Raw genomic sequence first — 22031 nt, forward strand, 5'->3', positions numbered from 1 at the left:
GAAATTGGATAAAAATGCATAAATACTATTCTGAAAATATTGATAATTCTAAAATTATATGGTTATAATATATTAAACTAAATTTAGTTCCCACAGGCTCTTTACTTTTATCGTGAGCAGCATATGTTTGCTTTCCTGTAATAGTTGGAAAGCCTGATAGATTGAAAGCGTTTCATCGTAGAGTTTTCTATGGGTGTAACACACTTTACTAAAGTTATTGCTACCCTAGATTGCGCCAATGTACTGCTTTTCTTATGATGCAAACTTTAAACATGGGGGCTGGCGAGGAGGGATGGTTAAAAAGCAGTGAATATTTTGAAATATCAATATCGGCAACATGAAACCACTAGAACAGCTGTTGTTACATTTAAATAATTTTGCACTCATTATGGAAGGTTTTGTTTTATATTACAGTTACTGCACGAGATTAGGAAGGAGTTAGCTTCAATGAAAAAAAGTCGAATTCTTTTTGCCAGCCTTTCTGGATCGGTCATTGAGTGGTATGACTTCTATTTATACGGAACGGCTACAGGTTTGGTTTTCTCAACTCTCTTTTTTCCTTCAGGTGACCCAGCTGTGTCGCTTCTACTAGCGTTTGTCACCTTTGGCGCAGGATATGCGGCCAGGCCGCTTGGCAGCATTCTGTTTGGCCACATGGGCGACCGCTTGGGGCGAAAAGCATCGCTTATTTTTACCCTTGTAGGTATGGGAGGCAGTTCCGTGCTTATGGGCCTGCTTCCAACTTATGAACAAGTTGGTCTGCTTGCCCCAATTCTATTGGTTATACTACGGCTGATCCAAGGTCTCTCCCTTGGAGGTGAATGGGGTGGCGCTATCCTTCTTGCAACTGAGTATGCACCGAAGGGAGTCCGCGGACTTTATGGTTCCATTCCTCAGTTGGGAGTACCAATTGGGTTGGTCGCAGGATCCTTTAGTTTAACTCTTATTAGCTCCTTAACTACTGATAGCCAGTTTTTAGCCTGGGGTTGGAGGATACCGTTCCTTTTAAGTGGGGTATTGATTGCTCTTGCGGTTTGGGTCCGGAGCGGAATCGAGGAAACACCGGACTTTCAGAAGCAGAAGGAAAGTGGGGATATTGCGAAGGTTCCTATTATTGAAACGTTCCGGAACGATGGAAAAACCGTGTTTCGTTTGATTGGGCTAAAAGTTGGTGACGGCTTCTTTAACGTATTTATTATGTCTTTTATACTCGTTTATACAACTGTGTATATTGGTTATTCACGTGATACAGCTCTAACCGGGCTTACGATTGGGTGTGCCACCATGCTTTTAACTATTCCTATTGTGGGATACATTTCGGATTTTATTGGACGAAAGGTTATATACATAGGGGGCTTGTCGCTATTATTCGTATCTGCTGTTCCATATTTTACATTGATAGGGAAAGGAGAGGTTCCGTTTTTCATCATGCAGGCAGTTGTGCTTGGGATCTTATGGGGAGCGGTATTTTCAACACAAGGTACATTATTTTCAGAGCTTTTCCCGGCCAAAGTCCGGTATACTGGGTTGTCTGTTGGATATCAGGTTGCAGCGGCATTAGCGGGATTTGGACCTTTGATGTGGACACCAATGGCAGAAAAATTCGGTCCGTCTCCATGGGTCTTTGGCGGCTTTATGATGGCTGGACTGGCAATCTCCTTGATTTTGTGCCTCACTCTATCAGATACTCGGAAAGCAGAAAATTCACGTTACGAAGAAAATGTGAAATCTGTAGGAAGCTGATATCAATTTGACAAATTTTTTTGGGAGATGATGCGAGGGTTTTCTCGCTTCCATTCATTTGTTGTCAATTGTTAAGATTGGCGGTTAATGATTCTAGAAGAATGGAAAAGATAGAAAGCTTAAGGGCACTCTAACTTTGGAGTGTCTTTTTTGTGCAGTACTTGCCGGGAAGATGTGCTGCCACTCCTGCATTTTCACATCATAATATTCCTGCTTTTTTGCGGCACAATAATTTTTAATTTAACAGTCAAGGGGGTTCGTTATGAAATTAGTGATTTCTACGCTTCTATTTCTTGTAGCCCTATGGGTTCCCTCAGAGGTTTTCGGAGCTCAGGCGGTTCCTATTTTAATTTACCATTCCATCGACGAGTACAAAGGGATGGGATCTAAAGAATTATTCGTAACACCTGATAACTTTGAGAAACAAATGCAGTACTTAAAGAATCAAGGATACACACTGCTTACATTTGAACGTTGGAACGAGATTAGCCGAGTGGATAAACCAATTTTTGTCACATTTGACGATGGTTATAAAAATAATGAAAATGCGTTTCATATCTTTAGGAGTCTGTCTAGTGATACATTTAAGCCTGTTGGTACGCTTTTTGTAATATCTGATTTTGTCGGACGTCCGAATCGATTATCAAAAACGGAACTTAAGAACATGTCCGATTCGGGATATTTCTCCATACAGTCCCACACTGCCACACATCCTGATTTAACAAAAACAACTGACTATCAAACTGAGCTTAAGGGGTCAAAAGAAAAGATTGAAAAAATCACAGGCAAACCCGTGATTGCTCTTTCTTATCCGTATGGAAACTTCAATGACCGTGTTGTTGCGGAAACCAAAAAATACTATCGGTTTGGAATCACCACCACTCCTGGACCATATATAGAAAAAGGGATGAAAAACGAACAATATTTGTTGCCGAGGACTTATGTCAAATATTCAACTACGCTAGAAGACTTTGCAAAGTTAGTGCGATTAAATTAAATCAAGCAGAAGCATTCACTCGATGGGCGATTGCGGTTAAAAAGTGGAATGTTTCAACCCTGAACGAATACATTAGTGGTGTGGGGATAGTGGTAGTTTTGCAATTTGGATGTCTACAGGATTAGTTGTCATTGTTTTTCCTTCCGTAAAGGGGAGTAGCGTCAGGGATATCCTGAAATAAAGTCGTCATTACATGGAATTTTCCATCGGCTTTATTGGCCTATTTGCTCTAGGCTCAGCGAGACCTTTGCCTTCATGGCAGAGGTCTCTTTTATGTTTTAAAAAGGAGGCGCGCATATGGAATTTATAACAGGATTGTTTGCCATCATTATGATTGATTTGGTTCTGGCCGGTGACAATGCCATCCTTATTGGCCTGGCAGCTCGTAAACTTCCGAAAGAGCAGCAACGAAAAGTTATAATTTGGGGATCTGTCGGAGCTATTGTGATTCGAATCATTGCGAGCATGCTTGTGGTAGTGCTCTTGGATATCCCTGGACTACATCTAGTAGGCGGCTTGCTTCTGGTATGGATTGCTTATAAGCTTTTGCTGGATGAAGAAGCACATCAAGTTAAGGCGGCTGATTCCATGTGGGCAGCGATAAGGACTGTGATCATAGCGGATGCTTTGATGGGATTGGATAATGTGCTAGCAGTTGCGGGGGCTGCACATGGGAATTTCCTTCTGGTAGTAATCGGCTTGCTTGTTTCGATTCCGATCGTCATGTATGGAAGCACAATGATACTTAAATTGATCGAACGCTTTCCTATTATTATCACCATAGGCGCAGCAATCCTTGGATGGACAGCAGCTAAAATGATGGTTTCAGAGCCGTTTTTAAGTGGGTATTTTTCAAATGTTTTCATAAAATATGGGTTTGAGGCATTGGTGGTTGCCGCCATTTTATTTGTGGGCAATTATAAACAGCAAAAAATTGTTCTTGAACGGGAAGCGGGGAATGAATTACTACTAAAACAGAATGTCCAATAGCGATTGAGACGATGAAAGAGGCTTTTCTTTATGGAAAGTCTCTTTTTTATGGTACTTGATAGGAAATTTAACTGGTCAAGTAGAAAGAAATAAAGAACCTGAACATAAAGCATTCACAGCAAAAAAAGGAGTTTTTTAACTTTTGGAAATAATTATCATCTTTATATTGTAAACTTAAAAAATATGTGATAAAATATCAGAATATTTGAAATAAACAAAAAATAATTTCTGTACCAAAAGTGTTTTAACTTCTCAGTGTTTCCGAATGATGTAATTGTTTTTGCCAATCAATAAAAACAGTGTTTTGTAATAAGAAACATATTTCGTCGCATTTTAATTTTTTGTTTTTCATGTAAATAAAATAAGCGATATTAAGGGGATGTAAGGATGAGAAAAATTAGAGAACAGGCCTTGGAGCTTCATAAGCAAGCAAAAGGAAAATTAAGTGTAGAATTGAAGGTTGGGTTGAAAGATGCCCATGATTTAAGCTTGGCGTATTCGCCTGGTGTTGCAGAGCCATGCACCGAAATCCATCAGGATCCAGGAAAAATTTATGATTATACGATAAAGGGGAATTTGGTTGGGGTGATCTCGGATGGTTCTGCTGTGCTCGGCCTTGGAAATATTGGCGGAGCGGCTTCCATGCCTGTTTTAGAAGGGAAAGCAGCACTATTTAAAGCGTTTGCGAATGTAGATGCCTTCCCTATTGCATTGAATACTACTGACCCGGAAGAAATCATTAAAATTGTGAAGGCTATGGAACCTACATTTGGGGGAATCAATTTAGAGGATATCTCAGCGCCTAATTGCTTTATCATTGAAGAACGGCTGAAAAAGGAAATGAATATACCAGTCTTCCATGATGACCAACATGGAACAGCCATTGTCACTGCTGCGGGACTTATCAACGCCTTGAAGGTTGTAAACAAAAAGCTGGAAGATATCACTATAGTCATTAATGGGGCGGGAGCGGCTGGCATTGCCATTGCCAAGCTGCTTCATGGAATGGGTGTATATGACATCATTTTGTGTGACACTAAAGGTTCCATTTATCAAGGGCGCACTTATGGCATGAATACAGTGAAGGAATCCATTGCACGAATTACAAATAAAAATAAGGTATCTGGGAATTTGGATGAAGTGATTGAAGCTGCCGATGTCTTTATCGGGGTTTCCGTTGCAGGGGCGCTGACACAGGGAATGATAGGCCAAATGAATGAAAAACCGATTGTTTTTGCAATGGCCAATCCAAACCCTGAAATCATGCCAGCTGAAGCGATAGCTGCTGGGGCAGCTGTAATCGGGACCGGCCGTTCGGATCTGCCCAACCAAGTAAACAATGTACTTGCCTTCCCTGGAATTTTCAAAGGGGCACTCCGAGTGCTGGCCTCAGAAATCAATGAAGAGATGAAATTGGCTGCCGTGTACGCTATTGCGGACCTAGTTGGCCCTGAAGATCTTACGCAGGATTATGTCATCCCGAACGCGTTTGATACCAGGGTAGCAGAAGCTGTCTCATATGCTGTGGCAAAGGCAGCTGTGGCTACCGGTGTAGCTAGAAGGAGATTGGATGCTACAGCTGCGACTGTAATAATTTAAAAATTTATGTTAAAGAACGATGGACCACGGCGTTTTGCCGCGGTCTTTCTGTATGTAGATGGGTATTACAGCAAAAGAAAAAAGTGATAAAACTATATAAGGAATAATTTTGAATTATGAAGCCATATTACGCAAAACTATATGATTATTAAATAAGTCAAAAAAATGTCGTTTTAAAAATAGGTTAAAATAATTGGTATTTCCCCCGATATTATAAAGAAATAAACTTTAGCAAAACCACGGAGGTGACAATACCATGAAATTAAAACAACGCATGCTTATCGTAATTTTAGGATCAATATTGGCAATATTGGGTGCAATGATAACTTACATAAGTACCAACACAAATCAAAGTGCTGTGAACTCGGCAACCTCATTGGCGTCGGTATCAAGTGAAAAGATTGCTGGGTCTGTTAAGAACGACATTGACATGGCAATGGATACAGCTCGGACCATTTCTCAGGGGTTTGAAGGGATGATAAGTGCCAAGCAAGAAAATCGAGAGATGGTTAACTCCATGTTAAAACGGGTCTTAGAGGGTAACGACTCATTTTTGGCCACCTGGACAGTGTGGGAACCGAATGCATTTGATGGTCTAGACCAGAAGTATTCAAAAACCAAGGGAACCGATGGGACAGGGCGACTTATTCCCTACTGGTCCAGAACGGACGATCGTGTTTCTTTGACGGCATTGACCGATTATGATAAACCAGGTGCTGGGGACTATTATCTACTGGCAAAGAACAGTGGAAATGAAACCATATTAAATCCGTATATGTATAAAGTAGGAAACAAAGAAGTACTAATAACATCTGTGGTATCACCTATTAAAAAGGATGGGAAGGTCATTGGGGCTGCTGGTATCGATATAAGTCTTGACCGTTTACAATCCATGATGGAAGACTTTACATTATATGAAACTGGTTTTGCATCGATTTTCGCAAACGATGGATCCATTGTGACTTCACCAAAGCCTGACCATATTAATAAAAGATTAGATGAAGTATCTAAAGGTTCAACTGTTGCTGTAATCATGAAGTCAGTACAACAAGGAGAATCATACAAGTTTGTTTCAAACGATGAATTCAAATTCTTTACACCTATTGAAATCGGTCGTAGCAAAACACCTTGGTCAGTTGGTATCACTATACCAATGAATGAGATCACTGCTGAGTCTGACCAGTTGCTCCTGTCAACTGTGTTAACTGGAGCGTTTGGGTTAATCCTGTTAGGTATCGTTGTCTTCTTCACAACAAATTCAATTGTGAAACCCATTATTTCTTCTGTAACAATTGGTGAATATATGGCCAAGGGAGATTTTACACATACTGTTCCAGACCGCTATTTGAATCGAAAGGACGAAATAGGAACCTTGGCCAGGGTTTTTCAAAGCATTACGAGCAGCATGAAGACGATGATAGGCCAAGTGAATCTTAATGCGTCACAAGTAGCTGCTACCTCAGAGCAATTATCAGCTGGTGCGGAGCAAACAGGAAAAGCCACTGAACAAATTACGATAGCGATTCAGGAGGTAGCTTTAGGCGCAGACACACAAGTAAATCATGCATCCCAGGCGACCACGGTAGTAACAGAAATTTCACAGGGGATGAGTAAGGCGGCAGCCTCGATTCAGGCGGTAGCGGATTTAGCAGATACTGCAAACCAAAAGGCACATGCAGGTAACCACGTAGTCGGGGACACGGTCAATCAAATCAATACCATTCAACAAAAGGTAGGCTCAACGGCAGAGGTTGTCGAAACGTTAGAAAAAAAATCAAAAGAAATTGGCCAAATTGTTGATATAATTACTCAAATTGCGGACCAAACTAACTTATTGGCATTGAACGCAGCGATAGAAGCTGCAAGAGCAGGAGAACATGGAAAAGGATTTGCTGTTGTTGCAGATGAGGTTCGGAAATTAGCTGAACAGTCAGGCCATGCTGCAGGAGAAATTAAAGCATTAATCATGCATATCCAAATGGAATCAACCAAAGCAATGCAATCGATGCATGAAGGAACAGTCTCGGTGGGGCAAGGAATTGATATGGTCCATCAAACAGGTAAGGCATTTAAGGAAATTTCAAACCTGATTGAAGAAGTTTCCTTTATGTCTCAAGAAGTTTCTGCTATTATTGAACAGGTTAATGCCAGCTCCAAAAATACAGTAGATATGATGGAAGAGATCAGTTATATATCCAAACAGTCCGCAGCAAATACGCAAAACGTTGCGGCATCTGCAGAGGAACAAAATGCATCGATGGAAGAAATATCTGCTTCATCAGAAAGTCTTAGCAGAATGGCACAAGAGCTACAAGAGACTGTTAGTCAATTTAAATTATGATGTATTCCACCTGGGGGATTCCAGGTGGTTTTTTATTAATGGAGTTTACTTTCTTAGGTCTTTATAAACGAATCATTCAGCAATCATTAGCTTAGCGGTGACTCCTTTAGCTTTAATATAAAAGTGTAATCTGGCAAATGACAATTACCAGTAAAGCGTAATATAAAATATAAATAGGGGGATAAAAATCTAGTTGGGAATGTTTTGGGATTGTATAGTGAAAAAAAGGCTAAAAAATAAAGTATGAATCTTTACATACCGTACCAGGGTATAATATAATGCGGATAAAGGAGGCGAAGCGATGTCTTTAGAATTAAATAATGAAGAAACAATGGCCGAGGAATGTTGTGGATTAGAACACAGTGACAGAAAGAGCCATCATTCAGATAAAGTGAAGAAAAATCTAGTGACACGGTTAAACCGAATAGAGGGACAAATCCGTGGAATTAAAGGATTAATTGAAAAGGATACCTACTGTGATGATGTAATAACCCAAATATCAGCAACCCAATCAGCTCTAAATAGTGTAGCAAAGCTTTTGCTTGAAGGACATATGAAAAGTTGTGTGGTTGAACGGATTCAAGAAGGAGATCTTGAAGTTCTGGATGAGGTTCTCATCACTGTACAAAAATTAATGAAAAAATAACGGAGGAGATCAACAATGGAAAATGTAACGTTAAATGTAAAAGGCATGTCTTGTGGACATTGTGTTAAAGCGGTTGAAGGAAGTGTAGGAAAGCTTAACGGTGTAGAAAGTGTGAAAGTGGATCTTGATAAAGGCCAAGTTGCAGTAAAATTTGACTCGAATGTTGCTACACTTGATAAAATTAAAGAAACAATCGATGATCAAGGGTATGACGTTGAATAATTGCTTTGACACAAGAACGTGACTGATTTTTCAGCACGTTCTGTTTTTCATTTTACGGGCTGAAGGTTCTACATATAGCGTTATAAAAAAGTGATTGACTTATACGGTAGGAGGGTATAGTATTACTGTATTAAATAATTAATCTTTCTTTATAGAAGGAGTGGTTTGAAGATGAGTAGTGGCGCTTTGAAAGAGGTTCAATTGCCTATTTCAGGTATGACCTGTGCCGCCTGTGCAACCCGCATTGAAAAAGGATTAAACAAACTAGAAGGCGTTGAGAATGCCAATGTTAATCTAGCGTTGGAAAAAGCGTCTGTGATGTACAATCCAGAGGTCACTAAGGTGGAGGACTTAGAGAAAAAGGTTACTGACCTTGGCTATGGGGTTGTTAAGGAAAAGATTGACTTTGATTTGATCGGAATGACCTGTGCCGCATGCGCAGCACGGATTGAAAAAGGATTGAACAAACTGGAGGGTGTCAGTAATGCTACAGTCAATTTGGCCCTTGAAACAGGAACGGTAGAATATAACCCTTCAGAGATCACCATTCAAGACATGATCAAGAAGGTTGAAAGCATTGGTTATGAAGTAAAATTAAAGCAAGAAAATAAGGAAACGGCAGATTATCGGGCGATGGAAATTAAAAAGCAGAAAGGAAAATTCATTTTCTCGTTAATCCTTTCTCTTCCATTACTGTGGTCTATGATAGGGCACTTTGAATTTACATCCTTCCTCTATGTACCTGATCTGTTTATGAATCCTTGGGTACAGCTTGCGCTTGCTGCACCGGTACAATTTATTATTGGCAGGCAGTTTTACGTGGGAGCTTATAAAGCGCTTCGTAATAAAAGTTCCAACATGGATGTGCTCGTTGCATTAGGGACTTCCGCCGCGTTTTTCTACAGTTTATACCAATCGATCCTATCAATTGGCTCTCATGCGCATAGGGTAGAGCTATATTATGAAACGAGTGCTATTTTGATTACATTGATCATCTTAGGTAAACTGTTTGAGGCCCGAGCAAAAGGGCGGTCATCAGAAGCTATTAAAAAATTGATGGGCCTTCAGGCGAAAACAGCCATGGTGGTTCGAGCGGGAGAAGAAATGGAAGTTCCTCTTGAAGAAGTGGCAGCTGGTGACATCGTCTATGTGAAACCCGGAGAAAAGGTACCAGTTGATGGTGAGATTGTCGAAGGGCGGTCCGCACTTGATGAATCCATGTTAACGGGCGAAAGTGTGCCGGTAAGTAAAACAGTGGGGGATTCCGTCATCGGTGCAACCCTTAATAAAAATGGCTTTTTGAAGGTAAAAGCAACGAAAGTAGGGAAAGATACAGCCCTTGCCCAAATCATCAAGGTGGTAGAAGAGGCACAAGGTTCAAAGGCTCCTATCCAACGTGTGGCGGACCAAATTTCTGGCATATTTGTGCCAATTGTAGTAGGAATTTCAATTGCCGTATTTCTGATTTGGTATTTATGGGTGAGTCCCGGCGAATTTGCGGAAGCACTGGAGAAGTTGATTGCAGTTCTGGTCATTGCTTGTCCTTGTGCCCTTGGGTTGGCAACTCCAACTTCAATAATGGCCGGCTCTGGACGTGCGGCCGAGTACGGGGTCTTGTTTAAAGGCGGGGAACATTTGGAAGCAACGCACCGTATCACAACTGTCGTTTTAGATAAAACAGGTACGGTTACAAACGGAAAACCGGTGTTAACGGATGCAATGGTGGAAGGCAGCATAAATGAAGCCAAATTCCTTGCCCTTGTAGGTGCAGCCGAAACACAATCTGAACATCCTCTTGCTGAAGCGATCGTTCAGGGCGTTAAGGAAAAAAATATTTCCTTGCCGGATGTGCAAGAATTCGAAGCAATTCCAGGCCACGGAATAAAGGCAACAGTCGAGAACCAGCAACTTTTAATCGGTACCAGAAGATTAATGGCAAAATATAATGTCTCCATTAATAATGCGGCCAATGAAATGGAAAGATTTGAAGATAACGGAAAAACCGCAATGCTTGTCGCGATTGATGGTGCTTATGAGGGAATAGTGGCTGTAGCAGATACTGTTAAAGAAACATCCAGGGAAGCAATTAAACGATTGAAAGATGCTGGACTTGAAATAATCATGATGACAGGTGACAATCAGCGCACTGCACAGGCCATTGCAAATGAAGTAGGCATTGATAAAGTAATTGCGGAAGTCCTGCCGGAAGGAAAAGCGGATGAAGTGAAGAAGCTACAGGAACAAGGCAAGCGGGTCGCGATGGTTGGTGATGGGATCAATGATGCGCCAGCGTTGGCCATGGCTGATATAGGAATGGCAATTGGAACCGGAACGGATGTGGCTATGGAAGCGGCCGATATTACCCTCATGAGAGGTAATTTAAATAGCATTGCTGATGCAATCGTAATAAGTAAGAAGACGATCCGAAATATCAAGCAAAACCTGTTCTGGGCATTGGCGTATAATTCGCTCGGTATACCGGTAGCAGCAGCAGGATTTCTTGCCCCATGGCTTGCGGGTGCGGCGATGGCGTTTAGTTCCGTATCTGTTGTGTTAAATGCACTGCGCTTGCAACGGATAAAGTTGAATGAAAAGACAATGTAACACATTTTATTGCATCACTAAGACAATTTTGCAAAAGTAATGTTTCGCCCCGGGAATTAGTCGATTTCCGGGGCGAAAATATGAATAAAATTGAGTAAATTTATAATACTAAACGTACAATAGGGTTACTAGTTACATGGTTCAAGGATGTGTTGTCCTGAAGGTTATAGCAATTCTGGTTTGAAAGTTTTACAATCCGTTTCTTTGCTATCTGATGCATGGTTGCCATTGTGGCTTACTACATAAATGGAATCAGCCTTACATTTATTTCCTGTTCCCCAATACGTACAGTTATTCACTTCACAAAGTACATCTTTCGCCATGCTTTGGAACACCTCCTGATTATTATCATTTACGTAACAACTTTCATTGATACTTTTATATCAACAATCTTCTCTGGATTATTTGGTATTTTATTATGAGATGGCATGGGGAATTTTTGAATTGCAAATTCGTACCTCCCCTGTTTTAAAGCATCTGTTAGTAAACAGAAAAAAATTGTTCACCCGGTGTATAAATTCCTCTATGTAATGTTTGAAGAGTCAGCATGAATGTCTTTATACTGTATTGAAAGGCATTTAATGAACAATTGTTGATTTAATTGAGTTGAAAACCATCATATAAACGTGGAGGGATTTGTAATAAAACTTGAAAATAAGGTAGCAGTGAATATTAGCTCCAGTATGACAGGCATTAATGAATTCGATATGGGACGTATCCAACCTGGAATGGGGATTAACCCTCGAGTAGGCAAACAGGAAGAAATCGCAACGGTAGCCCTCTTCTTAGCTTCGGATGAATCAAGTTTTATGAACGGAACAGTCAATACAGCAGATGCTGGATGGACAGCATATTAATGAATTCATAAAGATCCTATCACAAAAAATGATGGAACAAGGGTTTGAGTCCATGTTTAACGAAAAGAGGATAGATGAGTAGAGATCGTGCTCTGCTGATTTATCCTTTTTGTGTTTCCCTATTTTCTTATAAATCAATCTAACTATAGTTGTGGGAAAATTGACATTTTTTGAAAAAATTCGTACCATAAGACCAATCATGAGATTTCACAATTTTTAAACGTTATATAAACCGAACACAAAAATCATATGGTTTAGGGGGATTTCGATGAGCCAATCTGATAGCAGCAGTGTCATCTCGATAAGGAACGTCACTTGGAAACAAGAGGGAAAGGCTATATTAAACAACATATCCTGGGAGATCAAGAAAGGTGAAAATTGGGCTCTGTTGGGTTTGAATGGTTCTGGGAAAACCTCCATTCTCAAGATGATTACAGGGTACCAATGGCCGACTACTGGAGATGTTTCTGTGTTGGGGAACCAGTTTGGCAAGACAAACATTCCAATGCTACGAAGGTCAATAGGCTGGGTAAGTACGTCCTTGGACGACAAATTTCATATCAGGCAGTTTGATACAGGTCTTGAAGTCGTTCTTAGCGGCAAATTTGCTTCGGTCGGCCTCTTTGAAGATATTACAGAAAAAGATTTAGACAAAGCCTATCATTTACTTGAACAATTTAACATAGGTCATCTGGCAAACGAAGTGATTACGACCTTCTCACAAGGAGAGAAACGAAAAGCTATGATTGCAAGATCATTAATGGCTGGTCCGCGTGTGTTGATTTTGGACGAGCCCTGCAATGGATTGGATATTAAATCAAAGGAACAGCTTTTATCGACAATCGAACAGATGTCTGCCATGCCTGATGGCCCGACGCTATTATATGTAACTCATAATGTCGAGGAAATTATCCCTTCCATATCCCATGTTATATTGATGCATTCAGGAGGCATTATTGCTCAAGGAGATAAAGAACACACCCTAACAGAACCGTTGCTTCAAAACACCTTTGACGTGCCATTATCACTTGATTGGGAAAATGATCGTCCTTGGATCCGGGTTAAATCAGAACATATGATTTTTGATTAAACTTGGAGTTTATTCAAAACGTGTGAATAGGGGTCAGATTGTTTGGCCTCTTTTCAAACACAAGAAGATGATTTCAACACTGTAAAAAACCTTGAAATTGAAAGCGTTTTCAACTATAGTTGATACATGAAGTGAAATTTCCATATAGTCGTGGATATGCCAGCCATTTTCGGCCTATTCATGGCATTTGAAATTGTAATTATTTGAATCGTAAATTTGATGTTAGTAGAACTGTTTTTTGGGGAATGTAATATATAAATTATAGGAGAGTAAATGAAGGAGGAGAAAATCAATGGAAGAATATAAACTGACTGATTTTGCGCACGAAGAGGGATTTGAACTAAACACATATTTAACCTATCTGTTTGAACATGCAAAAGCAGGTGCTCCTGAACGAGATCTTCAGGCTATCAATGAATGAAGCAAAAAATGAAGTCAAATATTAGGATACATTACTTAATATAGGCGGTCTTGCATGTTCTGAATAGAAGAACTGGCAAGCCGTTTATTTTTTTGCTTAAAGGGTGTTTCGAAAAATACAACTGACAATTATGGGACACAACAATAAAGAGATAGTAAAGCCCTATCTCTTTATCAAAGGCAAGTTAAAAGCTTTCAAAAAAATCCTCAAAAAATTCTTTGGTTGAAAAGAACTCACCGTCACACCCGCAGTTGCAACCAGAGTTGCAGCTGCACTTTTCATTTCTTTCACAATTACACCCTTTTACTTCGTTAAAGTTACAGTTTTTGTTCCATTCGCAGAAAGACACTAGGTTCACCTCCTTGATGATGGAATATTTTATTCACATCAAGAAGGTTAATTGAGGGCAATAACCTAGAGATAATGCGGTTTTTATTTTTGTCTATTTTGTAATTGAACAGGAAAATAAATTGAAGCGGACTTGGTGGGATTTGAACCCACAAGACACACAACAGTTTGCGCCTAAAACTGCTGGTTGCTCTGTGCTTTGAGCTACAAGTCCATACAAATATTATTTACAGAATGGATCAGTTTATTCATGGAGATGTGAAACATTAAAGACACTGTTTTTAAAGCAATAGATGCAGTTGACCAATTCGAAATGATTCTAGGTAAACGGCAGTACTATATTCTGTTCGAAATTAGACCGTTAACGTATAAACAACCAGTGGAGGCTGCATTCAAATGAGGATGATCTTATCGGATTACACTTTTTTTGGCTTTTTTTGTGCGTATAGGCCCGCAATTTGAATTGAAAGAATAAGTTAGAGGGATATTTGCAAATTGTTATTCAGAATATTATTTACGTTTCCGGTCCATTGGGATATAATCGCATAAGACAACTCGGATTTAAAATGGGAGGCAACACGATGACTGTCGGTATTACGGTTTTGGGTTTAATAGTAGGCACTCTAGTTGGCATGACGGGAGTAGGGGGAGCAGCCCTTTTGACGCCTTTTTTGATAGTAATGGGCATTAATCCGACGATAGCAGTAGGAACTGATCTCGTCTATAATTCAATTACAAAAGTATTCGGGGCAGCTCAGCATTGGCGGCAAAAAACCATCAATTTTCAATTGGTAAAATATTTAGCGTTTGGGAGCATTCCCAGTGCCGTCATAGCAATCGGCTCCTTGCACCTATTTCCAGCATTTCAACAGCACCAGGAAAACATCATTAAACATACACTTGGTTATGTGCTCACATTGGTCTCGATTTCTATTATTCTGCGAGTCTTTTTTGATAAGAAAATGGGACTGAATCGTTGGCAGAAGCTGCCCTTGGAAAACAAGAAGACATTAACCATTCTGGTTGGTGCATTCTTTGGATTTATCGTTGGCTTAACTTCACTTGGTTCAGGATCTTTATTTGCGATTGCAATGCTATATCTTTTCAACATGAAAACCTCCGAGCTAGTGGGGACAGATATCGCGCACGCTTTCTTGTTAGTCACGGTTGCTGGCATTCTTAATGCCAGCTTTGGTAACGTTGATTATTTGTTGGCAGCCAACTTGCTATTGGGTTCGATTCCGGGGGTACTATTAGGCAGTAGGCTATCGCTCAAGGTATCACCGAAACCGCTCCAGGTCATTATCGCTACCATTATCTTAATAAGTGGTATTAAGCTCATCAGTTAGAAATGTTTTACTGTATACAAGTATGAAAAAGACGATTCTCCACTAATCTGTGAGCATCGTCTTTTTTTTATTCTGTAAGTTGATGTATAGTAGGAAAGGAGAATTTTTGATAAAGGTCGTGTGTACATGATCCCATTACTCATATTGACGATGTTGGCAGCAACCTGGTTCGCTTACACGCGCCATTTTCCGGTGAAAAAAGTGGATTGTAGAAAAAAAGAATATATCATCAAGGACGATAACATCATTATGTTGGATATAAGAGATTATAATGAGATACATGATTCGGACAGCCGTACGTTGAACATTCCGTATGCGTATCTTAGACGATTTAATAACGAAATTTCCAATGGAAATATACATGTGATTGCGGCCAATCAATTAGAATTGAATTTAGGGGTACGCTTTCTTAGGAAAAAAGGCTTTAACGTAACGAGCTATGAAGTTAAGGATTGTCCATGTAAGGGGAGCAGCAATAAAGGGCCAACTCGTTCCAATTAAGGAGGAAGCTTTAGCAATAAAGTTATTTCCAATATTACTATTATAGGTTTATAAAATGGGCTTGAGAAAATCAAAAATGGGTGTAACAATAAGAATAAAGAAAGAAATTTACGCAGAACCATACCTAATAAGAATTATCTTATAATCAATACGATTGCTAAACATAAGAGCAGTATTTCTCAAGGGTTCTCAGCACATCCTCAGAAGGAAGGGTGTGGTGCTGATGACGGCCTTTGAAGCGTTGATGTTTGCATGTGCGTTTGCAAGCCTGATCGTGGCTGTTCTGTCATTTAACCAAAAAAAATAATTCACCCGCAAGAGACGATGTGACAAGGGTGAATTATTCCTCATAATCGCTGGTCCCCTTGTGAAGGAACCTCATAATTTAGACCGTTGGTTGGCCACTGACGGTCCTTTTTTATTGTATGTAAATTTCCTCCTGATTGATACCTGCCTCTTTCCATTGTATTTCGCCGTGCATGGCGATCAGAAAATGCCATATAAAAAATGGCCATCTGCTGAAATACAAAGGGTTGTCTACCTGTTTTTCGAAAATATATTATAACTGACAATACTTTTAAAGAAAGCAGGGCTGGGCATGAAGAGCAAAATCCATCGATGTAATTGCAAGAAGGTCTGGACTGTGCAAAACCGAAAAGTGACAATGAGCGCCAATACCGTGCTCTTGAATGGTGATTGGATTACGGAGGTGAAACCTGATAGGAGCTCTAATCCTAAAGGATTTGTTACAACAAGTAAAAGTGATGAAATTATCTTGAATCCGTCCATTGACTTTTTAACACATTTTAACAAAGTAGCCAAGCTGATTTATGATAAACAAAGGGTATACTTCAATGTGAGCAGCGGAAAGTATTTGTATTTTGATGTGGATGGCTCTTGTTACATACTTAGTAAAAGAAACGGGTTACATTGGAGTCGTGGGTATTAGATATCGCTATTTTCGCTATGAGGCACCCTGTTTTGTTATGAGAATATAGTTTACCGGAAATATTGGTCGGTATTTTTTTTTGAATATTTGTGAAAAGATGTAGATTTATGTCGATGTTTACCATAGTAAATATATTTAAAGGGGAATATAAAAAGAAATGAAGAAGGTAAACATCAAGAAAAAACTCGTGGGATGCTTTATTATTGTATCTCTCATCTTTGGAATGGCAGTAGGCTATTCCTATTTCAAAATTAAGCAAATGCATGATTCTTACGCATATTTACTTAAAAATGCGGCAGCAATGAACATGCTTGTTCAAAACATGGAAAAAGACTTGGCCATGAAGATCGCGGATTTAAGAGGGTATTTGCTGTACGGTGATCCTGAAATGGTGGAACAAATGAAAGAAACACATGAAACCATTCAGGCAGACATAGATGATGCCCGTAAATTAGCTACAAGAAAAGAATCCCTTGATTATCTAGATAAGTTGGAACAACTAAATATTAACTGGCAAGAAGAAGCGGATAAAGTAATTGAACATTCAGCTATTAATAAAGCTGAAGCTTTAAAAATGGCTAGAGGACACGTGGTTCCAGTAAGCCAGGAAATGAACGACACGGCAAATAAATTTGATGATTGGTTAACAAATGATATATTAAACAAAAACATCGCACAAGCAGATGATGATTCCCGCCGAGCTTTGGAATTAGTTTTAATCATTAGTTCTATTGCAACATTGCTTGCGATTGGTTGTGGTTTCTGGGTATCAACCATTATATCCCGTCCTATTGTGCAATTGAACAACATTGTCAAAAAGGTAGCTGACGGTGACTTAAACGTTGAACAGGTTAATGTAAACAGCAAGGATGAGATATTTGAGTTGAATCAATCGTTCGAACAGATGACCAAAAACCTTCAGGAAATCATTGTCGGCATTTCGAATAACGCCAACCAGGTGGCCGCTTCTGCTGAGCAGCTGCATTCTAGTGCAGATCAATCTACTACAGCGACAGAAACGGTTGCCACGGCTATCCAGGAGATTGCTACAGGTGCAGAAAATGCCACACATGCGCTTGAGAAAAATTCGGATTCCTTACAAGAAGTGCTAAAAGGAGTCTTGCGAATTTCCGAAAGTTCTTCAAGCGTTTCACAATTAGCGAGAAACACGTCAAGTGAAGCTGAAGAGGGAAGCAAGTTTGTGTCGGATAATCTTTCACAAATGCAATTCATCCACGATTCGGTCAGTGAATCCAATAAAGTTATTGGACAGCTATTCGAACGTTCACAAGAAATAGGTAAGATTCTTGATGTTATCAGTGGAATTGCTGATCAGACAAACCTCTTAGCCCTAAATGCAGCGATTGAAGCAGCAAGAGCCGGAGAGCATGGAAAAGGATTTGCGGTTGTGGCTGATGAGGTAAGAAAGCTAGCGGAACAATCCCAGTCTTCAACAAAGCTAATCGCTGAACTAATCAGTGTGATTCAAAGAGATACAGAGCAATCCGTAAAAATTATGAGTGAAGTGATGGGGAATGCGGAAAAGGGTTTAAAAGTCTCATCTGCAACTTCAAGTAAATTTGAGACAATCCTAGAGAGCACTCGAAATATAACTCCACAAATCGAGGACATAAGTGCTACTGTCCGACAAATTACTGCCAGTGTTGAAGAAGTGGCAGAATCGGCAAAAGTCATTACGAACCTCGCAAAGAGTAACGCTTCCAGCTCGGAGGATGTAGCTGCTTCTACGGAAGAACAATTGGCTTCTATGCAAGAAATCAATGCTTCCTCAACCGCCCTAGCAAGAATGGCAGAAGAATTACAGGCTATGGTAAACAAATTTAAACTGTAAAAAACAAGTGCGTGGCTCAGTGAGGTCGCGCACTTTTTACTTGTTTGCTTCACCAAATTGCATTTCTTAGTGGCCGAAGCGGTAGGGCCTAACTAATAAAGAAGCCCTGGATATTAAAGAAATGGACAGGAGATTTTTAAATTCTGGAAAAGTGGAGGACTGGTTGGGACCCTTTGAACGGACGAGATATGGGAGTTTAAATAATTAATAGTGCGGGTTAATTGTTTGTCCGCACTCTCATAATTCTAAGAAACATAATAGGCAAATCCTATTGAACTTGCGAATTAGAGTTTATCCAGTTTATCTAGCTTTTCTGAAATCTCTCTAGTGAATTAGTTTCTTTTCCTGTTCAAGTTTCTGGAATTTGAATGCAAACCAGATAATAAATACAACAGGTGCTGATCAAAAGGAGGAGGTCCGTTAATGAGTGGTGACGCAGTCTTTGCTATTTTGCCTATCTGAAATGGTTAATTACACCACGATGAGAAGAGGGTGAAGTGACTACTTTCTGTGACGGAAATCTACGTGGTACACTCTTTTTTGTTCCGAAGTAGAATTTACATTTTCCATGAAAGGAATTTTGGCGTATTCTAGTAAAAGTTCCTTCAATTTCTTCATCCTTACCGGTCCGATACCAGGGAGGCCATCTGGAATATCGAGTTTAACATGGTCGTTTTTTTTGTAAAGGCGGATACTTCCATGACCCATTGCTGTCTTTTTACCAAGCATATATGTAAAGGTAAAGTTTTGCTCCATATGCGATGATAATTCAGGCAATCCAAGGCCTTCATAAATTTCAGGGACTACATGATACACAGGTTGGCCTGTGAATGAGAACGAACTGATATTCATACGGGTTCTCCTTTTCTGTTTCTTCAACTAAGGACAACAAAATTTTCTCCATTGTCCTAGGGTGTAATTTTTAATTATTTTAATTCCGTAAAATAATGCTAAGCTCTCCGTATAAAAAAGCTTATTGACGCTGGGCTTCGGTAATAAAACTGCTATGCGGTTGTTACTAACCACTTTTTGTGACTGGGTTGTTGTGAAACTTGGGTACATCATTTTTTAGAAGGGAGTATGCGGAGGGGGGAATTGATTACGGATTTAGGGAAGGCTTCAAAGCATAACCAATCAATTTCTGGATTATCCGCTAAATTCCTGATATGGGTTAAAATATTAGTTTTCCCTTTTTTATCTTGAAGGCCAATGAAAAATTTTATATCTGGGAAAAGTGTATAGGAAGCCTTTGCGACCTATACACTTTTGGACTTTATTTAGCGATACCAAGCCTTACATTCGTTTCAGGCACACTTAGTCCAAGGCGTTTCAGATGCTTGCGAATACCGCTGCGTTCCCAGGTTTTGAGGAGCGGTACATCTAAAGCTTGTTTTGGATAGAAAATGCCGATACTCGTGATTTCATCAAAGGTCAGTCCTTGGCGTACATATTTTTCAATCATTTCATCCCTTTTTTCAATAATGGCAAGGAAGCTTTCCATTCCTTGTTCGAATTCTTGCCTAGAAAAAATCCCTTTTTGGTGACCAGTGATAAATGTGTCAGCATCCAGGCTGAGCAGGCATTCTCCTGACTTAATGAAGTCTTCAATGCTCCCATCTGTACCGTTATACCAGGGACCAAATGAAGTCATATCGTAATCACCTACAAATACAACACCCAATTCTGGAAAGTAAGGGCAAGAAAGTCCTGAGGTATGTCCTGGCGTATGTAGAAAAACAACCTTTACGCCGCCAAAAGAATACTCCATATCATATTTATATGCCTGGGAATATCCTCCGAGGTTTTCGACCCATTCCTGCGGCAGGTCTTTCTTCCAAATTTCAACTCCTTCAGAACCCCATTCCTGATACACTCCATTAAGCCTGGCTATCCCTTCAACCGTTTCAGCTTTTTTAAATTCAATCGGATTTATCCATTTTTCTGCATTGGGAAAAAGATAATTGTGTCGTGTATGGTCAGGGTGGTAGTGAGTGTTTACTATTAACTCAATACCGTACTGCTGGTCTATTTCCTGTAAGGCTTTTGGATCAGCACCAGAATCAATCAACACTTTTTCGTTACAATCAATGTACAGGCTTCTTGAAAAAGGAACCTTACTATTATTAGGAGCTTCCACTATTATAAGGGGACCTTTGCGATTCATCATGTTCACCTCTTTAAAAATTTTCATTATACCCGAGTAGGTTTCAGGGCAATTCATATATAATGAATGATTATTCATTCATTATACCATAGCTTTTCGAAACATACATAATTAGAAGGGTACCTAAGCGGCATCTAGCGTTTAATGGTAGTCAAACAGCCTTAGCTCCATGTTTGGGGAGTAAGGCTTCATTTTCTATGATGTAAAACAATAATATTGTTGTAATAGAGCATTTAGAAGATTACTCACTATTGTGCAGACACGGTTGGTTCCACAACAGTCAATGTATTATCCCTTGTATTTAAGGTAGCATTTGCACCAATCGGTATGGCAGCTTTATAATAGCCATGTCCTGTAGCAAGGTTAACCATTAATGGTTTTCCTAAGGGAACTAATAAGCTGTTAATTAACTCTTCATAAGTTGTATTGTATGATACAGTACAGTTCGTACATTGTCCCATAACGATACCCAAGCATTCTTGAAGCTTTCCTGCCAATAACAGTTGAGATAGATATCGATAAATCATATTTGTAGGAGCATGGGTTTCTTCCAAGAAGAGTATTTTACCACGTGTATCGATTTCATATGGCGTACCAAATGCATTGACCAATGAAGTCATGTTTCCTCCAACTATTGGGCCTGTAACATTCCCCGGCACTAGACTTCTAAGCGGTAAATCTGGCGGATTCTCAATGACCCTTCTAGGTGTCGTTGCAGAGGTTGCTGCAAAGAATTGATTATAATTGTAAGTAGGTGTGTCCGGTCTAAAATCAATGAGCATAAGGCTATGGAACGTGATTAAGTTACTTCGTTGGTATAGATTATTCAACAGTATTGTCACGTCACTATAGCCAGATATAATTTTGGGGTTCTCCCGTATTACTTCAAAATCAAGATAAGGCAGAATGCTCTGAACCCCTGTACCTCCACGGGTTGGCAGAATCATTTTTATTCGCGCATCCCTAAACATGTTCATCAGGTCTTCAGCTCGTTCCTGGGCCGGTGCAGAGACGATTCCTTCATAAGAATAAACGTGCTTTCCATAAACTACATTAAACCCCATGTCCCTTAAAGTTTCCGATCTGGTGTTAATTAGATCGGCATCAAGAGGGCTTCCAGGTGAAACCAATCCAATTGTGTCCCCTCTTCGCAACATTGGTGGTCTGATTGCCATCTTTTTCCACTCCTCATTTGCTTTACAAATTAACCACCGGCATTCAGTCGCCTGCGTTTGACCTTCTGCCGCTTCTATAGAAAAATTTGGTATGCAGTTACATATTTAAATATCCAGGCCTTTTAGGAACTTTTTAATGTGTCATTAAAGTTTGGCAGGTTTAAAGCTTGAACTGTCCAACCC

General features: G+C 39.8%; 20 protein-coding genes, 1 tRNA gene, 1 pseudogene and 1 riboswitch. Of the genes and pseudogenes, 17 read left to right on the forward strand and 5 right to left on the reverse strand.

Features of this window, described 5'->3' with window-relative positions; all coding sequences use genetic code 11:
* Positions 1 to 447 precede the first annotated feature (447 nt).
* The 9 genes and pseudogenes from CUU64_RS07070 (at position 448) to CUU64_RS07105 (ending at position 11142) form a co-directional block, all read left to right on the forward strand.
* Positions 448 to 1743: an MFS transporter gene (locus CUU64_RS07070; protein ID WP_101632809.1), complete on the forward strand. Its 1296-nt coding sequence runs from the start codon at positions 448 to 450 to the stop codon at positions 1741 to 1743.
* Positions 1744 to 2005: 262 nt separating this feature from the next.
* Positions 2006 to 2740 (forward strand): polysaccharide deacetylase family protein, encoded by a 735-nt coding sequence (locus tag CUU64_RS07075; RefSeq protein WP_101632810.1) that lies wholly within the window; start codon positions 2006 to 2008, stop codon positions 2738 to 2740.
* Positions 2741 to 2878: 138 nt separating this feature from the next.
* Positions 2879 to 2977: riboswitch (yybP-ykoY riboswitch) on the forward strand.
* 60 nt (positions 2978 to 3037) lie between these two features.
* Positions 3038 to 3730, forward strand: a complete 693-nt coding sequence (locus CUU64_RS07080) for a TerC family protein (protein WP_101632811.1) — start codon at positions 3038 to 3040, stop codon at positions 3728 to 3730.
* Between the two features lie 387 nt (positions 3731 to 4117).
* The gene (locus CUU64_RS07085; protein WP_101632812.1) at positions 4118 to 5329 is read left to right on the forward strand and encodes an NAD(P)-dependent malic enzyme; all 1212 of its coding nucleotides are present in this window, start codon (positions 4118 to 4120) and stop codon (positions 5327 to 5329) included.
* 319 nt (positions 5330 to 5648) lie between these two features.
* Positions 5649 to 6461: pseudogene (locus CUU64_RS23080) on the forward strand (PDC sensor domain-containing protein); the annotation flags it as partial.
* A gap of 474 nt (positions 6462 to 6935) precedes the next feature.
* Positions 6936 to 7670, forward strand: a complete 735-nt coding sequence (locus tag CUU64_RS23085) for a methyl-accepting chemotaxis protein (protein WP_374702708.1) — start codon at positions 6936 to 6938, stop codon at positions 7668 to 7670.
* 301 nt (positions 7671 to 7971) lie between these two features.
* The gene (locus CUU64_RS07095) at positions 7972 to 8316 is read left to right on the forward strand and encodes a metal-sensitive transcriptional regulator (protein ID WP_101632814.1); all 345 of its coding nucleotides are present in this window, start codon (positions 7972 to 7974) and stop codon (positions 8314 to 8316) included.
* Positions 8317 to 8331: 15 nt separating this feature from the next.
* Positions 8332 to 8538, forward strand: a complete 207-nt coding sequence (copZ, locus tag CUU64_RS07100) for a copper chaperone CopZ (protein ID WP_101632815.1) — start codon at positions 8332 to 8334, stop codon at positions 8536 to 8538.
* Positions 8539 to 8709: 171 nt separating this feature from the next.
* Positions 8710 to 11142 (forward strand): heavy metal translocating P-type ATPase, encoded by a 2433-nt coding sequence (locus CUU64_RS07105; protein ID WP_101632816.1) that lies wholly within the window; start codon positions 8710 to 8712, stop codon positions 11140 to 11142.
* A gap of 164 nt (positions 11143 to 11306) precedes the next feature.
* On the opposite strand, the gene CUU64_RS07110 is transcribed toward CUU64_RS07105, so the two are convergent.
* Positions 11307 to 11465, reverse strand: coding sequence for a DUF1540 domain-containing protein (locus tag CUU64_RS07110; RefSeq protein ID WP_101632817.1), 159 nt, complete (start codon positions 11463 to 11465; stop codon positions 11307 to 11309).
* Positions 11466 to 11807: 342 nt separating this feature from the next.
* Between CUU64_RS07110 and CUU64_RS07115 the strand changes: the two genes are divergently transcribed.
* From CUU64_RS07115 to CUU64_RS22520, 3 genes are all read left to right on the forward strand, one after another.
* Positions 11808 to 11999 (forward strand): SDR family oxidoreductase, encoded by a 192-nt coding sequence (locus CUU64_RS07115; protein WP_374702704.1) that lies wholly within the window; start codon positions 11808 to 11810, stop codon positions 11997 to 11999.
* A gap of 268 nt (positions 12000 to 12267) precedes the next feature.
* Entirely contained in the window at positions 12268 to 13089 is an 822-nt protein-coding gene (locus CUU64_RS07120) for an ABC transporter ATP-binding protein (protein WP_101632818.1), read from the forward strand.
* Between the two features lie 292 nt (positions 13090 to 13381).
* The gene (locus CUU64_RS22520) at positions 13382 to 13510 is read left to right on the forward strand and encodes a hypothetical protein (RefSeq protein ID WP_257985444.1); all 129 of its coding nucleotides are present in this window, start codon (positions 13382 to 13384) and stop codon (positions 13508 to 13510) included.
* A gap of 476 nt (positions 13511 to 13986) precedes the next feature.
* On the opposite strand, the gene CUU64_RS21895 is transcribed toward CUU64_RS22520, so the two are convergent.
* Positions 13987 to 14072: transfer RNA gene (locus CUU64_RS21895), tRNA-OTHER, on the reverse strand.
* Between the two features lie 367 nt (positions 14073 to 14439).
* On the opposite strand from CUU64_RS21895, the gene CUU64_RS07125 reads away from it, so the two are divergent.
* From CUU64_RS07125 to CUU64_RS07140, 5 genes are all read left to right on the forward strand, one after another.
* A complete protein-coding gene (locus CUU64_RS07125; protein ID WP_101632819.1) occupies positions 14440 to 15207 on the forward strand; it encodes a sulfite exporter TauE/SafE family protein in 768 nt (255 codons plus the stop codon).
* A 126-nt stretch (positions 15208 to 15333) separates the two neighbouring features.
* Complete coding sequence (locus CUU64_RS07130) at positions 15334 to 15708, forward strand: sulfurtransferase (RefSeq protein WP_101632820.1); 375 nt, start codon at positions 15334 to 15336, stop codon at positions 15706 to 15708.
* Between the two features lie 214 nt (positions 15709 to 15922).
* Positions 15923 to 16015 (forward strand): putative holin-like toxin, encoded by a 93-nt coding sequence (locus CUU64_RS22330; protein WP_219621861.1) that lies wholly within the window; start codon positions 15923 to 15925, stop codon positions 16013 to 16015.
* A 291-nt stretch (positions 16016 to 16306) separates the two neighbouring features.
* Complete coding sequence (locus CUU64_RS07135; RefSeq protein WP_101632821.1) at positions 16307 to 16657, forward strand: hypothetical protein; 351 nt, start codon at positions 16307 to 16309, stop codon at positions 16655 to 16657.
* Positions 16658 to 16814: 157 nt separating this feature from the next.
* Positions 16815 to 18509 carry a methyl-accepting chemotaxis protein gene (locus CUU64_RS07140; protein WP_101632822.1) on the forward strand — a complete coding sequence of 565 codons (1695 nt, stop codon included), beginning with the start codon at positions 16815 to 16817 and terminating at the stop codon, positions 18507 to 18509.
* Positions 18510 to 19010: 501 nt separating this feature from the next.
* Here CUU64_RS07140 and CUU64_RS07145 read toward each other — a convergent pair.
* The 3 genes from CUU64_RS07145 to CUU64_RS07155 form a co-directional block, all read right to left on the reverse strand.
* On the reverse strand, positions 19011 to 19361 hold the full coding sequence (locus CUU64_RS07145; protein ID WP_101632823.1) for a hypothetical protein: 351 nt from the start codon (positions 19359 to 19361) through the stop codon (positions 19011 to 19013).
* A 421-nt stretch (positions 19362 to 19782) separates the two neighbouring features.
* Positions 19783 to 20673, reverse strand: a complete 891-nt coding sequence (locus tag CUU64_RS07150) for an MBL fold metallo-hydrolase (protein ID WP_101632824.1) — start codon at positions 20671 to 20673, stop codon at positions 19783 to 19785.
* Positions 20674 to 20921: 248 nt separating this feature from the next.
* Positions 20922 to 21848: a S66 peptidase family protein gene (locus CUU64_RS07155; RefSeq protein ID WP_101632825.1), complete on the reverse strand. Its 927-nt coding sequence runs from the start codon at positions 21846 to 21848 to the stop codon at positions 20922 to 20924.
* Positions 21849 to 22031: the final 183 nt, after the last annotated feature.

It is taken from the genome of Bacillus sp. V5-8f, from assembly GCF_002863565.1.
GTDB lineage: Bacteria > Bacillota > Bacilli > Bacillales > DSM-1321 > Peribacillus.

Coding starts and splice junctions, on each gene's coding strand:
- CUU64_RS07070 (WP_101632809.1), top strand. CDS start 448: ATGAAAAAAAGTCGAATTCTTTTTGCCAGCCTTTCTGGATCGGTCATT.
- CUU64_RS07075 (WP_101632810.1), top strand. CDS start 2,006: ATGAAATTAGTGATTTCTACGCTTCTATTTCTTGTAGCCCTATGGGTT.
- CUU64_RS07080 (WP_101632811.1), top strand. CDS start 3,038: ATGGAATTTATAACAGGATTGTTTGCCATCATTATGATTGATTTGGTT.
- CUU64_RS07085 (WP_101632812.1), top strand. CDS start 4,118: ATGAGAAAAATTAGAGAACAGGCCTTGGAGCTTCATAAGCAAGCAAAA.
- CUU64_RS23085 (WP_374702708.1), top strand. CDS start 6,936: ATGAGTAAGGCGGCAGCCTCGATTCAGGCGGTAGCGGATTTAGCAGAT.
- CUU64_RS07095 (WP_101632814.1), top strand. CDS start 7,972: ATGTCTTTAGAATTAAATAATGAAGAAACAATGGCCGAGGAATGTTGT.
- copZ (WP_101632815.1), top strand. CDS start 8,332: ATGGAAAATGTAACGTTAAATGTAAAAGGCATGTCTTGTGGACATTGT.
- CUU64_RS07105 (WP_101632816.1), top strand. CDS start 8,710: ATGAGTAGTGGCGCTTTGAAAGAGGTTCAATTGCCTATTTCAGGTATG.
- CUU64_RS07110 (WP_101632817.1), bottom strand. CDS start 11,465: ATGGCGAAAGATGTACTTTGTGAAGTGAATAACTGTACGTATTGGGGA.
- CUU64_RS07120 (WP_101632818.1), top strand. CDS start 12,268: ATGAGCCAATCTGATAGCAGCAGTGTCATCTCGATAAGGAACGTCACT.
- CUU64_RS22520 (WP_257985444.1), top strand. CDS start 13,382: ATGGAAGAATATAAACTGACTGATTTTGCGCACGAAGAGGGATTTGAA.
- CUU64_RS07125 (WP_101632819.1), top strand. CDS start 14,440: ATGACTGTCGGTATTACGGTTTTGGGTTTAATAGTAGGCACTCTAGTT.
- CUU64_RS07130 (WP_101632820.1), top strand. CDS start 15,334: ATGATCCCATTACTCATATTGACGATGTTGGCAGCAACCTGGTTCGCT.
- CUU64_RS07135 (WP_101632821.1), top strand. CDS start 16,307: ATGAAGAGCAAAATCCATCGATGTAATTGCAAGAAGGTCTGGACTGTG.
- CUU64_RS07140 (WP_101632822.1), top strand. CDS start 16,815: ATGAAGAAGGTAAACATCAAGAAAAAACTCGTGGGATGCTTTATTATT.
- CUU64_RS07145 (WP_101632823.1), bottom strand. CDS start 19,361: ATGAATATCAGTTCGTTCTCATTCACAGGCCAACCTGTGTATCATGTA.
- CUU64_RS07150 (WP_101632824.1), bottom strand. CDS start 20,673: ATGAATCGCAAAGGTCCCCTTATAATAGTGGAAGCTCCTAATAATAGT.
- CUU64_RS07155 (WP_101632825.1), bottom strand. CDS start 21,848: ATGGCAATCAGACCACCAATGTTGCGAAGAGGGGACACAATTGGATTG.